We start from the raw sequence: 20,665 nt of genomic DNA, 5'->3' as shown, positions 1-20,665 counted from the left end.
GGAGAATTCTTAGGAGCAATTACAGACGGAATAAACTGGGAGGAGCAACCACTCGATCATCAAAACTATTACCATATTACTCCTGTTTATGGAGAGCCTGGTGATCCTTTATGGTTTTTGGAAAACATTCAAGAAGTTTAATGTTAATTTTTAGTGATTCAACCTAGCCTAATAACCTAATTTAGAATAGCAATGACAAATTACCAAAAAAACTTTGCTATCATTTTAGCTGCCGGAAAATCTACCAGAATGGGAGCTTGTAAAACCTCTCTTCCCTGGTACAACAATCAAACACTCCTGCAATATCAAGTAACAGAATTTCTCAAAGCAGACTTCATCCCAATAGTAGTTTTATCACCACAGAATGCTGCTTCTCAGCCTAACTTACCTTCAGAAACTCAAATAATAATTAACCCTAATCCTGAGCTTGGTAAAACCAGTTCTATTCTCACAGGATTAACTCAAATCCCCCAGGATTTTACGACTTTAGCAATATCAGCAGTAGACCAACCACGACCTAGAGAAGTTTACCAAAAATTGGGCTATTTTCATCTATTAAATAAAGCTTTGATTACCGCGCCAACTTATAGCGATCGCATCGGACACCCCCTACTATTTTCCCCTGAAATGTTGCCCTACTTAAACTCAATTTCCGAAGCAACTCAAGGATTGAGGCAAATAGTTAAACAATTCAATTCGAGCATTCAAAAAGTAGAATTTAATCACCCAATTGTTTTAGCTGATTTAAACACACCTGAACATTATCAAACATGGTTTAGTAGTCATTTGTCATCCGTCATTAGTCATTTGTAATTTGGTTAACCAATGACAAATGACCAATGACAAATGACTAATTACTAACAGGTAACAGCGCCGACACTACTGGAAGAAACTAACTTGGCATATTTATACAATACGCCAGTAGTATAACGGGGTTCTGGGGGTTGCCATTCTGCACGACGACGGGCTAATTCTTCGTCAGAAACGTGCAATTCTAACAACCTAGCATGGGCATCTATGGTAATAGTATCGCCTTCTTGGACGATCGCGATCGCACCACCCACAGCCGCCTCTGGTGCCACATGACCTACCACCATTCCGTAAGTCCCACCAGAAAATCTGCCATCAGTAATTAACCCAACAGAATCACCTAATCCAGCCCCAATAATAGCTGAAGTTGGTGCTAACATTTCCCGCATTCCGGGGCCACCTTTCGGCCCTTCATAACGGATAACTATTACATCTCCAGCCTTAATTTGATTCCCTAGAATTGCCTGTAAACACAACTCTTCCGACTCAAAAACTCTCGCTGGGCCAGTAATTTTTGGGTTCTTAATTCCGGTAATTTTTGCCACCGCACCTTCAGTCGCTAAATTACCTTTTAAAATCGCCAAATGTCCTTGAGCATACATGGGATTATTCCAAGGACGAATTACATCTTGATTAGCTGGTGGTTCATCAGGAACATCGGCTAAAACTTCGGCAATAGTTTGACCTGTAATTGTCAGACAATCACCATGAATTAAATCATGCACTAAGAGCATTTTCATTACTTGAGGAATGCCGCCAACTCGGTGCAAATCAATTGCTACGTATCTACCCGATGGTTTTAAATCGCAAAGAACCGGAACTCTGGCGCGAATAGTTTCAAAATCATCCAAAGTTAACTCTACACCAGCGGCGCGAGCGATCGCCAAAAAATGCAACACCGCATTCGTCGAACCACCCACAGCCATAATTACAGAAATCGCATTCTCGATCGACTTCCGAGTAATAATATCACGAGGTAGAATTTGCTTCTTAATCGCCTCCACCAAAGCATAAGCAGACTTTTCTGTACTCTCCGCCTTTTCCGCATCCTCAGCTGCCATCGTCGAAGAATAAGGCAAACTCATCCCCAACGCTTCAAAAGCAGAAGACATCGTATTTGCCGTATACATTCCCCCACAAGAACCAGCACCCGGACAAGCTTTGCGTTCAACCTCAATTAATTCCGTCTCATCAATTCTGCCAGCGCTGTATTCTCCCACAGCTTCAAACGCACTCACAACAGTTAAATCCTTACCATTGTGATGACCGGGCTTAATCGTACCACCATAAACGAAAATAGCCGGAATATTCATCCGTGCGATCGCAATCATCGCCCCTGGCATATTCTTATCGCAACCGCCAATAGCCAGAACACCATCCATACTCTGACCATTACACACCGTCTCGATGGAATCGGCAATCACCTCTCGCGACACCAGGGAATATTTCATCCCCTCTGTTCCCATCGAAATACCATCGCTGATCGTAATAGTGCCGAAAATTTGCGGCATCGCCCCCGCAGCACGAAAACTAGCTTCCGCCTTGAATGTTAAATCATTAATACCCATATTGCAGGGCGTAATCGTACTAAATCCGTTAGCAACACCAACAATAGGTTTAGTAAAATCTTGATCGCCAAAACCAACCGCACGCAGCATAGCGCGATTCGGAGTTCGCTGTACGCCTTGGGTAACAACTTGGCTTCTCAGATTATCGGGCATGGGAAATCCTTATATGCTTATATCTTCTGTCATTGATCATTAGTTAATAGTTGTCAGCCTGATGTGAGCAAAATCCCAAAACAAGGCAATATTAAGAATAAAGGAAGTAAACAACGGGAAAACTTGATCTTCCCTTTCCTTAATGCCCTCTTATCCAGTAACCAACAACTCATCAACTCTCATAACCAATGATGCTCGTATCTGATTCTCTCAAATGCACTGTAATTTGGACGCACAAGATCAGGAAAGTTTACCAAAATCATCCGTTAATTGGGAATTATCTATAGGAAGAGATCTTAAATTCCATAAGCAGAGCATTTAGTTCTTGCAGAGCTTCTCCGATTCGAGAAAATTTTCTGAGGACAAATGCTCCGCTGTTAAATCTATGAGGAAAAGAATAATGAATGCTGATGAACTCTTAGAACGATATGCTGCTAATGAGAGAGAATTTTTGGATCTCGACTTGCATGGCGTATCTCTGATAGGTGTTGACTTGAGCGAAATTAACCTGCGTGGCTCAGATTTAAGCGAGGCTAATTTAACCGGAGCTTCCTTAGTGGGAGCAAATTTGCGGGAAGCTAATCTTAAAGGAGCAATTCTCCGAGCTAACCTTTGCGAAGCTAATTTAATTGGTGCCAATGTCACTGGAGCGGACTTAAGCGCCGCTAACCTCACAGGAGCTAGTTTAAGAACTGCTCAGTTAGAGGATAGCAAACTCATGGGAGCTAACTTGAGCGAAGCGAACCTGAGTGAAGCCAACTTGCGCCGCGCCAACCTCAGTGGAGCTAAGTTAGTTGATGCGCCCATGAGTCGAGCCAACTTAATCAATGCTGTCCTGAGTGGTGCCATTTTAGAGGGAGCTAACCTCACCAATGCGATTCTCAGCGGAGCTAATCTGGAAAAAGCTAAATTGATCCAAGCTATTCTCAACGGAGCAGTTCTAGAAAGAGTTAACTTGAGTGGAGCAGATTTAAGTCGGGCCAAAATGATTGGCTGCAATTTAGCTGGCGCAGATTTAAGCAGCACTAATATGAGAAGTGTCAGCATTAGTTGGTCAACCTTGCGTGGCGTGAATTTACAAGGAGCCAATCTCTACCGTGCTAAACTTACTTGGTCTAATTTGACTGGCGCAGTTTTACGGGGCGCAATTTTGATTGATGCCAATATCAATCGAGCAAATCTAAAAAATGCTGAATTAGATGGGGCAATTATGCCCGATGGCAGAACTTTTGAGTAAATTAATTGCTATTGGTAAGGGTGCATCATATCAATTTTAGATTTTAGATTTTAGATTTTAGATTGACACCAATTCTACTCTTTGCTTTTGGCACTACTTTGTGATTACGAAAAAGTCAACCCCCAATACTGCTTTTTTAGTAATAGAGGTTGACTTTTCAATTAAAGGGGCGAAATAGCAGCTAAAAGTAACTTTTTAGTGATTTGTTACCCCTAAAGCCTTTAGGAGTCTCCATTCTCCTTTAAATAGGCTTCTATGGCTTCGGTTGCTAACTGAACCAGTGGCTTACCTTGACGAGCAGCCGTTTGTTTTAGACGATCGTACACATCATCGCGGACGCTGATCCGACGACGAATTTTGTTTGGAGTCGTACTTTGAGTGGTTGCAGTTGTTTCGGTTGATTCCACGGGCGTTAGAACTTCTGTTTTCTCCATACCAGAATTAACTAGATGACCATTGGCTAACTCTACATCAGTTGGTGCAGTCTGGTATGAGGTGCTAAAGCTTCTCAGTGCTTCAAATCCTACTCGATCGCAAAAATCACCGAAGCTTTCGGGTTTTTCTTGTTGTAGTTGTTCTTTGCGGAAATAAACCAATAATGGCTCTAAGGTGGTTTCTAAGTCTTTAATGCTTACCTTGTCCATGTAGGGTTGTGCTAACCGCGTTTGATCGCGATCGCCACCTAACCAAATTTGATAGGCATCCGGCCCTTGACCCACAAAGCCAATTTCTGCTAAATATGGACGAGCGCATCCGTTAGGGCAACCTGTCATTCTGACTACGAAATGTTCTTCTTTGAGTCCGACTTTTACTAGTAATGTTCGCAGTCTTTCCAGAATGCTAGGAATAATTCTTTCGGCTTCGGTTATTGCTAAACCGCAGGTTGGTAAGGCGGGACAAGCCATTGAGTAACGGACTAAGGGATCGATTTGAGTTTCGGTTTTGATGCCGTTGCGATCGAGTATTCCCTGAATCTCTCCCTTAATTTTCCCATCAATTTCCGCCAAAATTAAATTTTGATGCGGGGTCAAGTACATGGGTAATTGGTATTTCTGCACGATTTCTTTCAGTGCAGTTTTTAATTTAAAATCCCCTTCGTCTTTAACCCGACCATTCTCAATGGAAATACCCAAAAACAGTTTTCCATCTCCCTGTTCGTGCCAGCCTAAAAAGTCTAAATATTTGAATTCTGGCAGGGGTTTAAATGGTTCTAATTTCTTACCAAAATATCCTTCTACTGTTTGCTTAAATTTGTCTAATCCCCAATCTTCGATCAGGTATTTCATTCTGGCATGACGGCGGTTTGCGCGATCGCCATTATCTCTCTGCGTCGCTACAATTGCTTTCACTAAGTCGTAAACATCCGCTTTATCTACATAACAAAGCGGATCTGCCAATCTAGGAAATGTTTCTTCTTGATTATGTGTCCGACCTAAACCACCACCCGCAAACACATCAAATCCAATTAATTCTCCCTCCGAGTTAGTAATCACAACTAAACTCAAATCTTGGGAAAACAAATCAACTGAATTATCCCCCGGTACAGTCACAGAACATTTGAATTTACGGGGCATATAATTAGTCCCATAAATCGGTTCTTTTTCGTCTTCTAAGTTAGTACCGTTAATGTTGCGTTTTCTCGCTGCTACTACTTCGGGATCTTCTTCGCCAGAAATCGCTTTTTCCCCATCTAGCCAAATTTCGTAGTAAGCTCCACTTTGGGGGCTTAGTAAATCAGCGACGTTGTTGGCATATTCCCAAGCATATTTGTATTCTGGGCGATTTTTGTAAGGTGCTGGTGGTGCCATCACATTACGGTTGATGTCACCGCAAGCGCCCAAGGTTGAACCCATGTTTTTGACGATCTCTGCGATCGCTGTTTTCAGATTCTTCTTTAAAATGCCATGTAGTTGGAAACCTTGGCGAGTAGTCGCTCTGATTGTCTGGTTGCCATACTCATCCGATAATCTATCTATGGTCAAATAAAGTTGTGGGGGAATAAATCCTCCCGGACTACGGGTACGCAGCATAAACTGGTAATCCTTTTCCTGACCTTTCACCCGATTATCCCGATTGTCTTGCTGATAAGACCCGTGAAATTTTAAGATCTGAGTGGCGTTTTCGCTAAAACTGTTTGTATCTTGTAAAAGTTCAGTAGCAACTGGTTCGCGCAAATAATTACTCTGTTCTTTTAAACCTTCTACTTTAGAAAGTTTCCGTGCTGTGGCTGTTGGTGTGGCAAACTGGGTCATGGAACTATTCTGAATTTGTACTTAGGACTTCCCTCAGATGTTCTTTCTCACCCCCAAGTCTGGATGGTGAAACCTCTGATTTATTAATCCCGGTAATCCGGTCGGAATTATGGATTTTACCATATTTTATCACACTTAGGATACAAAAGTTTGTTAATATAGAAACTTTTGCTAGTTACTAATTTTCTTAAGATTTACCGGAAAAGAGGTCAGGAATAATTACCTAGCAGACTTTAGGGATGCGGATGAATGATATTAATATTTCTTAAGGAATATCAAAAAATCTTGCAAATTGTTACTTTATAACTTGATAATTAAACTCTAGGGACAACAAGTTCTAATTTTTTTAATGGTCACAGTTTGAAAATATGAGAACTGTGGAGTAGTGTATCTGTCGCGTGCGATCGGGCTGATTCATTAATTAACATCGCACCGGGGCAAAGATTTGCCCCCAACTTTTCCAAATCATACCAGTCCATTTACATCACTTTCTGGAGTACTCCTAATGTTTGGTTTTATCAAAAATATACTCTCTTCTGACAAATCAGACTCAACTGCACCCAAAACAAAAAAGCAGAAAGGTTACTTTTTAGAACTAGATGATTCAGCAACTCCCCAAACCACTAACGGCAGTAAACCAGCCGCTAAAGCCAAAGCTGAACCCGCACCAGTAGCCAAAACTTCGCCCACTCAAGTGCAGGAAACTATAACGATCGAACCAGCTAAAGCGGAACCCAAGCCGGAAACCAAACCAGAACCAGCCAAAGCTGAAACCAAACCAGCCAAAACCTCAATCAAAAAAGCAAAACCCGCACCCGCAGAAAAGCCGGAACCCGCCCCAACTCCTGCACCAGTAGCAGTTACTAAGGAGAAGAGTCAACCAGAAGCAGACAAAACCTTTGCGCCTAAGTATCTCGGATCTACTGGTAGCAATGGTCGTCGTCGTCCGGGCGCGAACATGAGTTCCTTCTTGGAAATGGCGCGTAAGGTTAAACCTTCTAATCAGTAGAAAGGGAACTCCTGAACTCCTGAACGGGGGACAAGGGGACAAGGGGACAAGGGGACAAGGGGACTGTTGAGAATTTTTATCTTCTGGCTTTTGCCTTCGAGCCTTCGAGCCTTATGCCTTCGAGCCTTCTACCTTCTACCTTCTAGCTATTGCTTGAGAAAAGCGAGGCTACTGTACAACTGAAAAGCTGAGTCCCAGTGGGTTGGCTCTCTGCGGAATAAGGTAATGTGGGATGGAATTTGGTTTAAAAGTTCAGCGTAGTCGAGTACAGTTTCAGCAAAAGGGGTGAAATCAGACCAGACTTTTGCTTGTGGCGTTTGATGACTTAAGAAATCGAGTAAGCCGTTCCAGTTAATTCTCGTGGTAGCTTGCTCTGGATCGGGAACAAAAGTAATACCCTGCTGAAACTGGTAGTTACTATCCCACAACCGCAGAATGCAGTTTCTCGCTGGTAGGTGTAAGTCACAAAATTGGGCGTAGTCTTGGGTTTGTACTTTGCGCTGAAGTTTTCTGCGGAAGTCGAGGTCTACGACTTCTTCAAAAATGGGCAGTTGTCCAAGGACAAGTTGAGTGACTTCTTGCCAGTCAAAAGTTAAGGAACCTAGCTGACCTTGTTGGTTGTAGCAAACTACGGTGGGTTGAGGATAAATTGATTGAAAGTAGCTGACACGGAAAACGTTGATTTTCTCGATATCAGCTAATTTGATCCAAAAGCAGGGAATTTTGGCGTTAAGTAATTGTTGACCGTAAAATCGCAGTTCTCCGATCGCACCTGTTCGGAACAACCGCCAACCTCTACTCTGTAATTTTAATCTCGCACTGTAGGGGTCAATATTCATAATCTGAGCAAAGTTTTGGGCGGCAAGTTGTTTAGCCTCGCTACTCACTGGTTCTAAAATTAATACGCCCGGTTGAGTGTCGCTAGGATCGGCTTTGGCTTTAGCGATCTCCTCTCGGCGTTTTTCTTTTTGGGCTTTTTCAATGTTTTGTAATCCCTGACGTGCTTGGGAGATAATTTTTGGGTTGATAGTATCCCGCAATAGCTGACGATAAATAGTTTCGGCTTTTTCCAGTTTGCCTGTCACTTCATGCAAACGGGCGGCGTACAAGTGCCCCCAAGGGTTTTGGGGCGATTCTTTCAGTAGGATTTTAAGTAAACGTGCGGCTTCCCGGTAGTCTTTCCGGTCAAAAGCGGCGGCAACTTGGTTAATCATTTTTCCCTGAAAACCTTTTTTATAATCTCTCCAATCTAATATTTCCCTTTTCTACTGGATTGAGATCTTCAGATCCCCGACTTCTTTAAGAAGTCGGGGATCTAAGGGATCGTTTCTGCGGTTGCTGCTACCAGGGAAAGGGCAACTATTGGGGCGAGTACGGCGGTGAGGATACGCTTTCCTAATGATACGGTTTGAAATTCGGCGGCGCGAGCTTCAAGTATTTCCCTCTCTGTCCATCCTCCTTCGGGCCCTGTTGCTATGGTAATTCCTGTGTTGGGAGATGGGGTTAAATAATTAAGTAAATGGGGCGAGTTGCCTCTGGCATAACAAATATATTTTGCTCCATTAACTAGGGAAAAGCTATTTTTAAATGGGATTGGTTCCAGGATTTCAGGAACTATTTGCCGTTCGGATTGTTCGGTTGCTTCGGTGGCAATGCGCCGCCAACGATCGATCTTTTGTGGGCTGGGTTTTAAGAGGGTCCGATCGCTAATTACTGGGATAATTTTAGTTACTCCTAATTCAGTTGTTTGTTTGACTACTTCATCAAATCCATTTTTCGGTAAGGCTATGATTAGGGTAATTGCGATCGGTAATTCGGTTTTAATTGCGATCGGTTCAATTATTTCTGCTTGTTGATTTACGAGTTTAGCTAACCACCATTCTCCCTGTCCGTTCATGGCGATGAAGCGATCGTCTTTTTGTAAGCGTAATACTCGACTTAAATAATGATATTGTTCTGGTGTTAGGGTGATTTGTTGGTTTTCTATTTGGTTTGGGGAAATTGTTACCCTTTGAAGTTGAGTCATTTTAGAACGCAGATTAAAGCAGATAAACGCAGATGAACGCAGATGTTTTTGTAGGTTTTTGGTGGGAGTTTGAGATTTAGGATTTTTTTACCACAGATATCCACAGATGCACACAGATGAACACAGATGTTAGCGTTATCTTTATTGTTGGGAGGCAGAGGTTTTTTCGGAATTGTTGCGGATTATTTCTCTAACTTCCATTAAAATTATTCCTAATCTATTTTTGCCACTACCGTCAGCGCCACAACCCCAATAGTAATCAATTGGTGAGTTTTCTACTATTTCTTCTTCACCTGTTGAAAGTAAAATTTCCCGAATATCTGCATGAGTTTGAAACTTTTTTAAGACAGCTTTTCGCATAATTTCTTCTTTGACTTGTTCCCAATCAGGACGCAAAGGACGTTTTCTATCTCGTCCCATTTTGGCAGCATCTTTGGGGTTTTTTACTTGGCGGATTTGTTCACAATGAGGTGTACCAGCAAATTTTTGAGCTTGAAAATAATGTTCGCTTGTAGGCCAATAAACTCCTTCTAATTCAAACCCATGACGAGAAAAATTGGAAAAACAACCATAAGTATCGCGGGTACTGTAAAAATAAATATTCATAGTTTTTCACTAAACAAGATTTCGAGTAACAATCAAAATCAACAAAAATCATAGTAAAAAATTAGCAATAGTAATATTCCGAATTCTCGGAACTTTTAGCCTCAAAAACTTGCTGTATTCCCAAGCATCTTTGAGAGAAAGTTCAAATTTGATTTCCATAATTAGATGATTTTTTAACCTGTATGTTTGTTAATTGCTCTGGCAGATAGTACTAATAACTCAAGTTGCTAGTTATTAATTCTTTCGGAGTTCCCCCCTTTAGTAAGGGGGGTAGTGGGGGGATCTAAAGGCTGTGATTACTAGGTTTTGATCCCCCCAACCCCCCGTGATGTTAATAGCTCTTCTTGGGCTGGTTCCCCCCTTAATAAGGGGGGCTCCAGGGGGGATCTTTTGGGGGGCTAAGAAAGAGCCAGACTTGTAACTAGCAACTTGAGTTAATATACTCTACCTGGAACTATTGCCGCACCATGTCGTCTCCGGTTTTGGTCAAATTTTTCACTAGTTTATCCTCAGAAATTCAAAAAGGGGACGATCTTTCGGTATTATAGAGAACTGTCTTACCTAGTTGACCGATAGGTTCGGCTGTTCACACCTTCTGGAGATACTGCAATGTTTACCCTTAAAGTTGTTGTCAATGTTGTCGTTGCCTTCTTTGTCTTACTATTCGTCTTTGGATTCCTGTCTAATGATCCTTCTCGTAACCCCAAACGTCGCGATTTGGAATAATACGCTCTTAAACTACCTCCTAGCTTGTCTGGGCGGGGTTTTCCTCGCCCAGTCAGCTATTTATGCGGTTGGGGCTGTGCGTCTGGGTTGTTCGATCGCTTCGTTGGGGTGAAAAATGCCCTACCCAGATTTGCCTCCTGAACCACCTGCGATCGTGCAACATTTACCAGCCCAAAATCTTGTCCCCGCAGATATATCTTTATCTGCAAAAGATTTGAGCAAAAACTCCGGTGAAGTTGCACTAAATAGCGAAATTTCAGCAAATTTGCCCGAAAAACCTGATGCTGCGCCGCTTCCCGCTAGTACAGCTACTAGCGCCGCTTTGTTGGGTGAAGCCCAAACTTTGGCACTCCCGCAACAAAGGGAAGTGGAAGTTAGCGATTGGAAGCAAGAACAGGCTTTTCCTGAAGTTACTAACCCCAGTTTTGGGTCGCAAGAAATCACCCAGGAACTAGATTTGCCTTTGGAAGGGCATATCGCCCCGATTATTGGCCCAATTGAAATTGGGTCGCCCACCCCACCAGTCAATGTTCCGGCTTTGGTGGGGATTGTTGAGGTGTCCTCAGACCGTCAAGAGTTCGATATCATACGGCAAATTTTTACGGCGGAAGGGAATGTGGTGGTGCGCTACCAAGGCGGTGTGCTCGATGCCGATCGTGTACAGGGGAACTTGGCGACTCGCGTGACTGTCGCTGAAGGTGATGTGGCTTTTCGGCGCGGGAATCAGCTCTTACGTGGGGAAAGGTTGGTTTACAATTTTGTCCAAGATACTGGCACCCTACAAAGAAGTCGGGGGGAAATTTTTTCCCCTACCAGTGGTGTGGAGTTGACTTTTGACTCGGAAACTGCTTTGGCGAATCCGGCTTTGGTGGTCGATCGCCCATTGAGCGATCGCTTACTCGAAGACCAACCAGCACAGCAAGTTAGAGGCGCAGAAGGTTTGACTTTTGCTGTTGGCGGCGGGAGAGCTAATGTCAATTTACCAGCAGTCAGAAGCGGTCGCCGGGGTCAGGTAAATCGCATCCGCTTTGAAGCGGAAAATCTGGAGTTTTACCCAAGAGGTTGGACTGCTACCAATGTCCGTATTACTAATGACCCATTTTCGCCCCCAGAATTGGAAATCCGCACGCCCCGGGCTGTATTAACACGGGAGTCCCCGTTGCGGGATGTGGTAGATACGGTAAGACCACGCATCGTTTTCGATCAGGGTTTTTCTCTACCACTTTTACAATCGCGCTTTGTGTTCGATCGCACGGAACGCGAACCACCCATTGCCCGTTTTGGTTATGATGATGGCGAGCGGGGTGGCTTGTTTATTGAAGCACCTTTGACTTATTATTTGGGCCCTAGAGTTAGATTACGAGTAACACCACAATTCTTTCTCCAAAGAGCAGTTACTAATGGTTTTGGTAATCCAGCGGAATTGTTTGGTTTAAGAAGTGTCATGACCGCAAGTTTAACGGAACGAACTGTGGTTGTGGCTTCGGTAATTGTGAGAAATTTTGACTTTTCGGAAGAACCAGAAGAAAAAGTTCGGGCTTCTTTAAGAGCACAACAAATTATTGGTACTAAATATCCCCATCGCTTATCGCTTGAGTACAGTTTTCGCGATCGCTTGTTCAATGGTTCTTTAGGTTTTCAAGATGTTTTCCAATCTTTCGGCGCAGTGTTACTTTCTCCCGTTTTTACTTTGGGAAATACAGGAATTAATCTCACTTATCAATTAGGCGCACAATATATTAATGCGAATACCGATCGCTTAGATTTACTACCCCCTGTATTTGATCTTGAGAATCCTCGCACTCAATTAGGTCGGTTTCAAGCTGCTGCTAATATTAGTCGTGGCATCTTTCTTTGGCGCGGTAAACCTTTACCAGCAACTCCAACCGAAGGGTTAAGATATACTCCTTATCCAGTAATTCCTTTTGTACAATTAGTACCCATTTTGTCTGGTAATACTAGTATTTATACAAGTGGAGATACCCAAAGTTCTTTCACCTTTAGTATCGGTTTACAAGGTCAATTCGGACATTTCTCCCGTCCATTTTTCGATTACACTGCTTTTAATATCCGGTTTAGTAAGGTGTTTTTAGAAGGTTTATCTCCCTTCTTTTTTGACCGGATTGTTGATGAACGAGTCCTTTCTTTTGGTCTGACTCAACAAATTTATGGGCCTTTTAGAGTCGGGTTTCAATCATCTTTTAATTTGGATACTAGAGAAAGCATCAGCACCGACTTTTTCTTAGAATATAGTCGTCGGACTTACGGCGTGACTATTCGTTATAACCCAGATTTACAACTGGCTGCTGTTGTCCTCCGAGTTAGCGATTTTAATTGGAATGTCGGCGCTGAACCATTCCAAGGTTCCGGTGTCCGTTTTATCGATACAGGTGTGATTCGGGAAACAGATTAATCACTGTTCGTTGTGACGACTTCAGTCGTTCCTTGCCCGTTTTGTCGATACAGGTGTGATTCGGGAAACAGATTAATCACTGTTCGTTGTGACGACTTCAGTCGTTCCTTGTCCGTTTTGTCGATACAGGTGTGATTCGGGAAACAGATTAATCACTGTTCGTTGTGACGACTTCAGTCGTTCCTTTGCTTAAAATAAACGACTGAAGTCGTTACAACAAACTAGATTTTTTATCTAAATATTTGTTGAATTTCTCGCCAAATTGCTAGCAATAGTTCTTCAATAAAAAACATTGTTCGATCGACTATTTCTAATGCCTGCTCTAACGGATGTTTAATATAACCTGTGGCAGTAGCTTGAATTTCTATCCAATCTGAGCTATTATTATTTGTAGTATCTATTAGGGAATTTTCAGGAGCAGAATCAGGACTAAATACAATGGTTTCAACAGAGTTATTAGCAGTGGTTTTCTTCTGAATAATTACTTTTGAAGTTGGCGATCGAAGTTCCCATTGTTCTAGTTTGGTTTCACCGGGTAAAGGCTGAGAAAATAAATCTGACTCCGTTAACCAAAAATCAGGATCGGTAGGTTCTAAATTCTGATTATTAGCGTTAACGAGGTTGGATTCTGGAGTTAATTGGGTGGTTTTTCTAGAACCAAAAAAGTATTCAACGGCGGCTTTAATTAAAACTTCGATTCTTAATTTTAAATCAGGGGAATAGTTTGTTTCCTCTGTGAGTGACTCTTGCAACCGAGCTTTAAATAAAAAGCTGAACTTTTGAGAATGATGGATTAAAAAACTGGGGACATTAGCTACAACCAGAGTACCTGTTTCTATTGTGGCGATCGCGCGATCGACATTTGCCAACAAAGATGTATCATTAACTTCAGGCGGGTTTTCTGATTCTAGACCCAATTGATTTTGAGTGAGGAAATTTAACTCTTGCTGACGTTCTTTTAACGCTTGAGTTCTCTGTTTTAACTGCTGCGTTCGGTATTGTAACTCCCGATTTTTCACCTCCTGATGCAGTTGTAAAGTCTCTTCTTGAAACAGATTAATTGCACCAGCAACTTTTCCCCTTTGCATCCAAGCCATAAATTTTTGCCATAAACGAATTGGCGGTAAAGCATTTTCGCTACTAGCTGGCGGGGGTAAATACATCGCTGGGCGCAAAGCATCTTGAACTAAACGTTGATGATGCCAATATTGAGCTAATTCTAAACTAATTTGTTTTTTCAGATCTTGTTGCTGTTGTTGAGTTAAAATATCTAAAATTCCATTTTGCCGATCTATTAATACTAAATGACGATTTTCCGGTAAGGTAGCTATTCCCTGAATTTCCTGATGATTAACGCGAGGATTTTCAACGGTGGAAACCGGACTTTTGGCAGTGCTTACCACCAACTCAGCATTAACCAAACTTTCCGGTAAATTGGCAGGAGAAAGATTTGCAGGTAAACCCAAAGATTGAACAGTTTCTAATACTTTTTGAATTGGGGTATCGGCGGGGAGGGGTTGTAAATTTGGTTGGGGCGCACTTAAGCCTTGCCAAAAATGTTGTAATTGCTTGCCAGCCAATCTAGCAGATTGAAATAAAAGGTAAATGGGATAAACGAGAATCTGCACTCCCCAGACAGTTGCGACACTCACCTGTCTAGTAGCACGTTCCGCCCGATCTATCCAACGGCGGGTTTGTCGTGATACAAAATTGAATAATCTACTACGATAGCGATCGGCGGAGGATGGCATAGTACAATCACAGGAATTGCGGGATGAGAAACTCTCAGGAAGAGGTTTACTATTTTACTATCCCCTTTTAAGTTTAAAGTATACAGGTTTCGGGCAGTAATATTGCTAATTTTTTGATTCTACCGCAAACTTTCAGTTAATTTCTGGAGCAAGGGTGATTGGGATGAGCGAAGATAACTTATATAATCAGCAAACTAATTTTGCCAATATTTCTGATTCTCAATCTCAAAGCGAACAGATATTAGCAGCGATAGAAAAGTTACGGCAACTGGGGCAGGTAGATATCATATCCCATTGGCGCTATTCGCCGACAGACCTTAATTTATCTGATTTAGAAAATTCTGATTTTTGGGAAAATTCGCCTACCGTCGAACTAAACAATAAAGGTTATGTGATTTGGGAACCTGGAAAAAAGGTTTTGTGGCTGGCACAAAAATTGGTAATTCCCGAAACTTTAACTGGCTATCCTTTAAAAGGTTTATCCTTACGTTTAGCCTTAACTTGGTGGGCGGAAGATGTGCAGATTTTTGTCAATAATCAATTGGTGCAAGCTGGGGATTTATTGGATTACTTTACCAGAGTTTTGTTGAGTAATTCGGTAACTCCGGGCGAGGAAATTCTTGTGGCTTTACGGTTAGTTAGTCCGGGACATGACCGAGGGGCACTGATGCGTGCTTGCTGTGTTTATGAATCGACCCAAACTCAAAATTTAGAACCAGGTTTTATAGCTGATGAGTTAGCGATCGTCCTCAAACATTGCGAAACTTTTGCCAGAGATAAGATCAGTATTTTAGCAAATGCGATTTCGCAGATTGATTGGTCAGCCCTACCAAACAAAGAAAAGTTTGATGGATCTTTGGCGTTTTTGCGGGAAAGTTTAAAGGCAGAAATTCCCGATCGCAAAACCAAAATTTCCCTCTTAGGTCATGCTCATTTAGATATGGCTTGGTTATGGCCTGTCAGTGAAACTTGGTTAGCAGCACAAAGAACTTTTACCTCAGTTCTGAATTTACAAAAGGATTTTCCCGATTTAATTTTCTGCCACACTTCGCCAGCTTTATATGCTTGGATTGAAACCCATCGACCCGACTTATTTGCAGAGATTAAAAAACAGGTAGAAGCGGGGGTTTGGGAAGTAATTGGCGGGATGTGGATTGAACCGGATTTAAATTTGATTTCTGGGGAATCGATCGTTCGCCAAATCCTTTACGGTCAGCTGTATTTCCAAGAGAAATTCGGGCAATTGAGCAAAGTCGCTTGGGTGCCAGATAGTTTTGGTTTCTGCGCGACTTTACCCCAATTTCTCAAACTTGGGGGAATTGAATATTTCGTGACGCAAAAGTTGACTTGGAACGATACGACTAAGTTTCCTTATGGCGCTTTTTGGTGGCAATCTCCTGATGGCACAAGAGTTTTTAGTTTCATGTCTGCTTTAATTGGCGAGGGAATAGATCCAATTAAAATGGCGAATTACGCGGTTGATTGGGAGATTAAAACCGGGGTGAAAAATGCCCTTTGGCTACCGGGCGTGGGCGATCATGGGGGAGGGCCAACTCGTGATATGTTGGAAACAGCGAAGCGATGGCAAAAGTCGCCATTTTTCCCGCAATTAGAGTTCACGAAATCCGAGAGTTATTTGGAGAATTTGCGCGAACAACTGCAACAAGAATCGCAGCCAATCCCTTATTCTTCAATTCCAGTTTGGCAAGATGAATTGTATTTGGAATTTCACCGAGGTTGCTACACAACTCACGCGGATCAAAAGAGGTGGAATCGTCGTTGCGAGGGGTTGTTGTACGAAGCGGAGTTATGGGCGAGTTTGTCAACTTTAACAACAGGCGCGGTTTATCCAAAAGCCCAATTGGAAAATGCCTGGAAGCAGGTTTTGTTCAACCAATTTCACGATATCTTGCCGGGAACTTCGATTAACCAAGTGTTTTTAGAGGCGAATCAAACTTGGCAGGAAGTTGAATCAGTGGCGCGGGAAGTTTTGCAGAATGCTTGGAGTGCGATCGCATCTCAAATCGCCTTCCCCCCACCCCCCAAACCAGGTGCTTTGCCGATACTGGTCTTTAACTCTCTCAATTGGCATCGTTCCGAAGTCGTCACCGTCACTTTACCGAGTTCGGAAACGCTGTGGCAGGTTTGCGACTTGGAGGGAACACCCCTTCCTAGCCAGGATATCGCCGCCGAAAATGGGCAAAAAAGGCTAATTTTTGTCGCACATGATCTGCCATCTGTGGGTTATCGAGGCTTTTGGTTATATCCTGGACAAGCTGAAACGCTTGATTTGCCGTTGGTAGAAGGGGAAAATCCAGCAGAAAGCAATAGAACCGCTAATCATACTATATATATAGTAGCAGAAAATGAACTGGTTAGTTCAAATGACAATTTCGGGGTAAAAGATTGGGTTTTAGAGAATCAATTTCTGCGGGTAGAAGTGAGTGGGGAAACGGGGAATTTGAGGAGAGTTTTTGACAAGGTTAATCAGAGGGAAGTATTGGAAGAAGCAGAGGGAAATCAGCTGCAAGCGTTCCAAGACAGTGGACAATATTGGGATGCTTGGAACATCGATCATAATTATGGGAAAAAACCTTTACCGCCAGCGCAATTGCAATCGATGGAATGGGTAGAAAAGGGAGAGATTAGACAAAGGTTGCAGGTAAGGAGAAAAATCGGGAAATCGGAGTTTGTGCAGGATTATGTGTTGTCAGTGCGATCGCAAATTTTAAAAATCAGCACCAAAGTAGATTGGCAAGAGAGACAAGTTTTAGTCAAAGCAGCATTTCCGTTGAATGTAACTGCGGAAATGGCGACTTACGAGATAGCTTGCGGCGCGATTCAAAGAAGAACCAAACCCCAAGAACCAAGAGAAACAGCGAAATGGGAAGTGCCCGCATTACGTTGGGCAGACTTAACAGAAGATGACTACGGTGTGAGTTTGTTGAATGATTGTAAATACGGCTATGACAGTCAACCAAATCAACTGCGATTAACACTTTTAAGAAGTCCGAATTGGCCCGACCCGGAAGCAGACAAAGGCGAACATGAATTTACTTATGCCCTTTATCCGCACCGGGGAAATTGGAAAAGGGCGCAAACAGTTCGGCGAGGCTACGAATTAAATGTACCATTACAAGTAATGGTGCTAAACTCGGCAAAAGAAAACCCAAATCCAACTTTACCTGCGGTTGGTCGATTGTTAGAATTAACAGACGAGAACTTAATTCTAATGACGATGAAACAGGCGGAAGGAAACTCGAAGCAATGGGTGATGCGGTGTTATGAAAGTCATGGAGAAACAGCAGAATTAAAATTGCGAAGTGACTTAGTGGAGATTGTGCGATCGGTTGATTTATTAGAAAGACAACTTGATGCACCCCAAAGGTCATCGGAAAGAGAAACCTGGAAAATAGACCCTTGGAAAATCGCCAGTTTTGAAATTAAAAAGGTAGAAGGAAATAATAAAGGTAAAATCTAAAAAACAGATGAAAAAATCTCTATCTTCATCTGTGTTTCATCTGCGTTAAAAAAAAGATCTCGCATCCCAACCAGAAATATCCGTGAATCATCTGTGTTCATCTGTGTTCATCTGTGTTCATCTGTGGTTAAAAAAAGAAATCGCATCCCAACCAGAAATATCCGTGAATCATCTGTGTGAGACCGTGATAAAATTATTTAGATTTGTGAGAAGAGCAGAGATAAAGAAAGATGAGTAAAAAGAGATTGGGAAACATTGGCGCTCGAAGTTTAGTAAAGAGAGTGGTGGGATTAGCGATCGCACTTACCCTAATCAGCACCACTTTCGTTGCTACACCTGCCAATGCCGCAACTAATGCAGAATTCAAAATTCATTGCATGAATCGTGTAATGTATTACGGAAATCTGCGTCGTTCAGAAATTAGTGAAACTGCGGCGAATAACGCTTGTCAAAATGCCACAACAGCCCCAGAAAGTAGCTATATTAGTAGTTGTATGAACGACTTAATGTACAAATCGAATACTGTAATCAGAGAGAAAATGAATGCCGTAGCAGCGGCTTCAGTTTGCCAAAAAGCGACTACCCCAATTATGGTGCAAAAAGTTAGTAAATGTATGAAAGATAATATGTATGATGCCAATGGTCACTTAAGAAGAAGTGCCAATGCTAATAGAGCAGCGAAACAGTGTACATTTTCTTAAAATTAAAGGTGAAAGTCGAGCATCAATATAAGATAGAAAACTTGCATCCCAACTTTGAAATATAAGTAAATCATCTGTGTTTATCTGTGTACCCTGCGGGAAGGCTGCGCCTACATCTGTGGATATCTGTGGTAAAAAAAAAGAACTCGCATCCCAACTTTGAAACCTAATAAATCCAAAAATAAGCAATTAGCAAAGTCACCAAAGTCAGAGGCAAACCAAAGCGTAAATGTTGCCCAAAAGATAAACGATAACCTTGCTTACCACCCAACTCCGCCACAATCAAATTAGCTACCGAACCCAAAAGCGTCAAATTCCCTGCCAAAGTAGAACCCGCCGCTAAAAGTAACCAAGCCTTTGTATCGCCGTGAGGAATCATTGATTGTAAAACTAAAACTGCGGGAACATTAGAAATCAAATTAGAAAGTACTACTGTCACCCCCAACAAACTGGGAGGCGCTTTCACCAACTCAGTCAAATCATCTAAAATTCCTAATTCCTGAGTCGCTTTAGTAATAATAAACAATCCCGCAAACATTACCAATAAATCCCAATCTACCGCCTTTAAAATTCGCTGAGGTTTCAGCCGCCGAGTAATGAATAAAAAAGTTGCTGCTATCCAAGCTGATTCTGCTAAAGGTGCGCCTGCTAAAAAAGCTGCTAATAGTCCGATCGTCACTACCAAACTTTTAATCAATAAAGGTTTATATAAACGGTAACGAATTTTGGGAGATGCAGGAAAAGGATTAAAAGAACGCACTTCAGGATATAACCAATATAACCAACCCACTTGGACAATTAAACAAATTAAAGCAACTGGTGTGAGAGAACGGGCAAATTCCAAATAACTAATCCCGGAAAAAGAACCGATCAGAATATTTTGGGGATTTCCACTTAAAGTCGCTACCGAACCTAAATTTGTTCCTCCTGCCAAAGCTAAAAGATAAGGAAGAGGATTAATTGATAAAGTCCGACATAAACTAAGAGTTAAAGGAGTCAAAAGAATCGCTGTTGTATCATTGAGAAATAACGCTGATAAAATCCCACTGCCAAAGGTAATTGCTACCAAAATCCCCAAAGGACTGTTGGCAAAGCGAGTAAAAAATCCCAATGCTAACTGAAAAAAACCTGCTGCACCCAAACAAGAATTAACCACCATCATTCCCAGCAAGAATACAATTGTTCCAGGATCGATCGATTGCCATGCTTCTTGCAGATTTAATACACCTAAAGCTACCATAAAAGCTGAACCTGCGATCGCAATCGTAGCGCGATTCATTCGCAAGGCGGGTAAATATCCCAAACCTAAACCAAGATAAGTTAGGGCTAATACGATATATTTAACCAATAACATCATTTAACTCTTTTTGCCATGTAAATATCTGGTTTTCCCCAACCATTAGCATCTGGCATGACTCCCACAATTACAAAACCCATTTTTTGGTAAAATTCGTAGGGATGAGCGTGCAAATTTTTAATGTTAGCGATATGTTCAAATACATTGGGATAAAGGTCAATATTTCCCAGAGAAGTCATGCCATCTTCGTCATCCGTACCCACCCAAAGAGTAATACCTCCCCGTTGTTTTACTTGTGCTTCCAAGTCAGTAACTAACGCTGTGCCAATACCTTGTTTTTGCCAGTCCGATCGCACAACTAAAGGATGCAATTCCCAAACATTACCATCATATTGACTCATCCCGCCAATCCAACCTAAAACCTGATGCTGTTCATCAATAGCAATTCGACTAATTCTATCCTCGCCCAAAGATAACTTTACCTCTGCCAAAGCATCTGTTAAACTAGGCCAAGCATTCGCCCAATGAGTTTTAAACCCTGCAAATAATAAACTCGCTGTTTGTGTTACAGCGTCTCGATCGTCAGCAACTAAATCAATAATTCGCCAATTAGTCATTTGTTATTGGTCATTCGT

General features: G+C 42.1%; 15 protein-coding genes. 7 read left to right on the top strand and 8 right to left on the bottom strand.

Translation table 11 applies throughout. The features are described from left to right. Positions 1–192 precede the first annotated feature (192 nt). On the top strand, positions 193–813 hold the full coding sequence (locus ACE1CI_RS22375) for a nucleotidyltransferase family protein (protein ID WP_413263612.1): 621 nt from the start codon (positions 193–195) through the stop codon (positions 811–813). Positions 814–857: 44 nt separating this feature from the next. On the opposite strand, the gene ilvD is transcribed toward ACE1CI_RS22375, so the two are convergent. Beyond that, positions 858–2,531, bottom strand: coding sequence for a dihydroxy-acid dehydratase (gene ilvD, locus ACE1CI_RS22370; RefSeq protein ID WP_413263613.1), 1,674 nt, complete (start codon positions 2,529–2,531; stop codon positions 858–860). A 400-nt stretch (positions 2,532–2,931) separates the two neighbouring features. Between ilvD and ACE1CI_RS22365 the strand changes: the two genes are divergently transcribed. Continuing rightward, positions 2,932–3,768 (top strand): pentapeptide repeat-containing protein, encoded by an 837-nt coding sequence (locus ACE1CI_RS22365; protein ID WP_413263614.1) that lies wholly within the window; start codon positions 2,932–2,934, stop codon positions 3,766–3,768. A 221-nt stretch (positions 3,769–3,989) separates the two neighbouring features. Here ACE1CI_RS22365 and sir read toward each other — a convergent pair whose 3' ends face one another. Further along, positions 3,990–6,020 (bottom strand): sulfite reductase, ferredoxin dependent, encoded by a 2,031-nt coding sequence (sir, locus tag ACE1CI_RS22360; protein WP_413263615.1) that lies wholly within the window; start codon positions 6,018–6,020, stop codon positions 3,990–3,992. A gap of 505 nt (positions 6,021–6,525) precedes the next feature. Here sir and ACE1CI_RS22355 point away from each other — a divergent pair. Then, the gene (locus ACE1CI_RS22355; RefSeq protein WP_413263617.1) at positions 6,526–7,029 is read left to right on the top strand and encodes a hypothetical protein; all 504 of its coding nucleotides are present in this window, start codon (positions 6,526–6,528) and stop codon (positions 7,027–7,029) included. A 146-nt stretch (positions 7,030–7,175) separates the two neighbouring features. Here ACE1CI_RS22355 and ACE1CI_RS22350 read toward each other — a convergent pair whose 3' ends face one another. The 3 genes from ACE1CI_RS22350 to ybiA form a co-directional block, all read right to left on the bottom strand. Next, positions 7,176–8,243, bottom strand: a complete 1,068-nt coding sequence (locus tag ACE1CI_RS22350) for a tetratricopeptide repeat protein (protein WP_413263618.1) — start codon at positions 8,241–8,243, stop codon at positions 7,176–7,178. A gap of 101 nt (positions 8,244–8,344) precedes the next feature. Further along, positions 8,345–9,055: a 16S rRNA (uracil(1498)-N(3))-methyltransferase gene (locus ACE1CI_RS22345; protein WP_496615709.1), complete on the bottom strand. Its 711-nt coding sequence runs from the start codon at positions 9,053–9,055 to the stop codon at positions 8,345–8,347. Between the two features lie 141 nt (positions 9,056–9,196). After that, positions 9,197–9,661 (bottom strand): riboflavin biosynthesis intermediates N-glycosidase, encoded by a 465-nt coding sequence (gene ybiA, locus ACE1CI_RS22340; protein WP_413263620.1) that lies wholly within the window; start codon positions 9,659–9,661, stop codon positions 9,197–9,199. A 609-nt stretch (positions 9,662–10,270) separates the two neighbouring features. Between ybiA and ACE1CI_RS22335 the strand changes: the two genes are divergently transcribed. Next, positions 10,271–10,387 (top strand): photosystem II reaction center protein I, encoded by a 117-nt coding sequence (locus ACE1CI_RS22335; protein ID WP_073592861.1) that lies wholly within the window; start codon positions 10,271–10,273, stop codon positions 10,385–10,387. A 115-nt stretch (positions 10,388–10,502) separates the two neighbouring features. After that, the gene (locus ACE1CI_RS22330) at positions 10,503–12,800 is read left to right on the top strand and encodes a DUF3769 domain-containing protein (protein WP_413263621.1); all 2,298 of its coding nucleotides are present in this window, start codon (positions 10,503–10,505) and stop codon (positions 12,798–12,800) included. A gap of 230 nt (positions 12,801–13,030) precedes the next feature. Here ACE1CI_RS22330 and ACE1CI_RS22325 read toward each other — a convergent pair whose 3' ends face one another. Next, complete coding sequence (locus ACE1CI_RS22325; protein ID WP_413263622.1) at positions 13,031–14,551, bottom strand: hypothetical protein; 1,521 nt, start codon at positions 14,549–14,551, stop codon at positions 13,031–13,033. 163 nt (positions 14,552–14,714) lie between these two features. Between ACE1CI_RS22325 and ACE1CI_RS22320 the strand changes: the two genes are divergently transcribed. Together ACE1CI_RS22320 and ACE1CI_RS22315 are read left to right on the top strand one after the other, a co-directional pair. Beyond that, a complete protein-coding gene (locus tag ACE1CI_RS22320) occupies positions 14,715–18,032 on the top strand; it encodes an alpha-mannosidase (protein ID WP_413263623.1) in 3,318 nt (1,105 codons plus the stop codon). 230 nt (positions 18,033–18,262) lie between these two features. Continuing rightward, positions 18,263–18,733 carry a hypothetical protein gene (locus ACE1CI_RS22315; RefSeq protein ID WP_413263624.1) on the top strand — a complete coding sequence of 157 codons (471 nt, stop codon included), beginning with the start codon at positions 18,263–18,265 and terminating at the stop codon, positions 18,731–18,733. A 166-nt stretch (positions 18,734–18,899) separates the two neighbouring features. On the opposite strand, the gene ACE1CI_RS22310 is transcribed toward ACE1CI_RS22315, so the two are convergent. Continuing rightward, on the bottom strand, positions 18,900–20,087 hold the full coding sequence (locus ACE1CI_RS22310) for an anion transporter (RefSeq protein ID WP_459564034.1): 1,188 nt from the start codon (positions 20,085–20,087) through the stop codon (positions 18,900–18,902). After that, on the bottom strand, positions 20,087–20,647 hold the full coding sequence (locus tag ACE1CI_RS22305; RefSeq protein ID WP_413263626.1) for a GNAT family N-acetyltransferase: 561 nt from the start codon (positions 20,645–20,647) through the stop codon (positions 20,087–20,089). Before ACE1CI_RS22305 ends, ACE1CI_RS22310 begins: the two co-directional genes overlap by 1 nt. Between the last annotated feature and the right edge of the window lie 18 nt (positions 20,648–20,665).

Source organism: Floridaenema flaviceps BLCC-F50, assembly GCF_041929275.2.
Lineage (GTDB): Bacteria > Cyanobacteriota > Cyanobacteriia > Cyanobacteriales > Aerosakkonemataceae > Floridanema > Floridanema flaviceps.
Note: the sequence above shows the minus strand (reverse complement) of the source record. Positions and strands in the feature narration are given on the sequence as shown.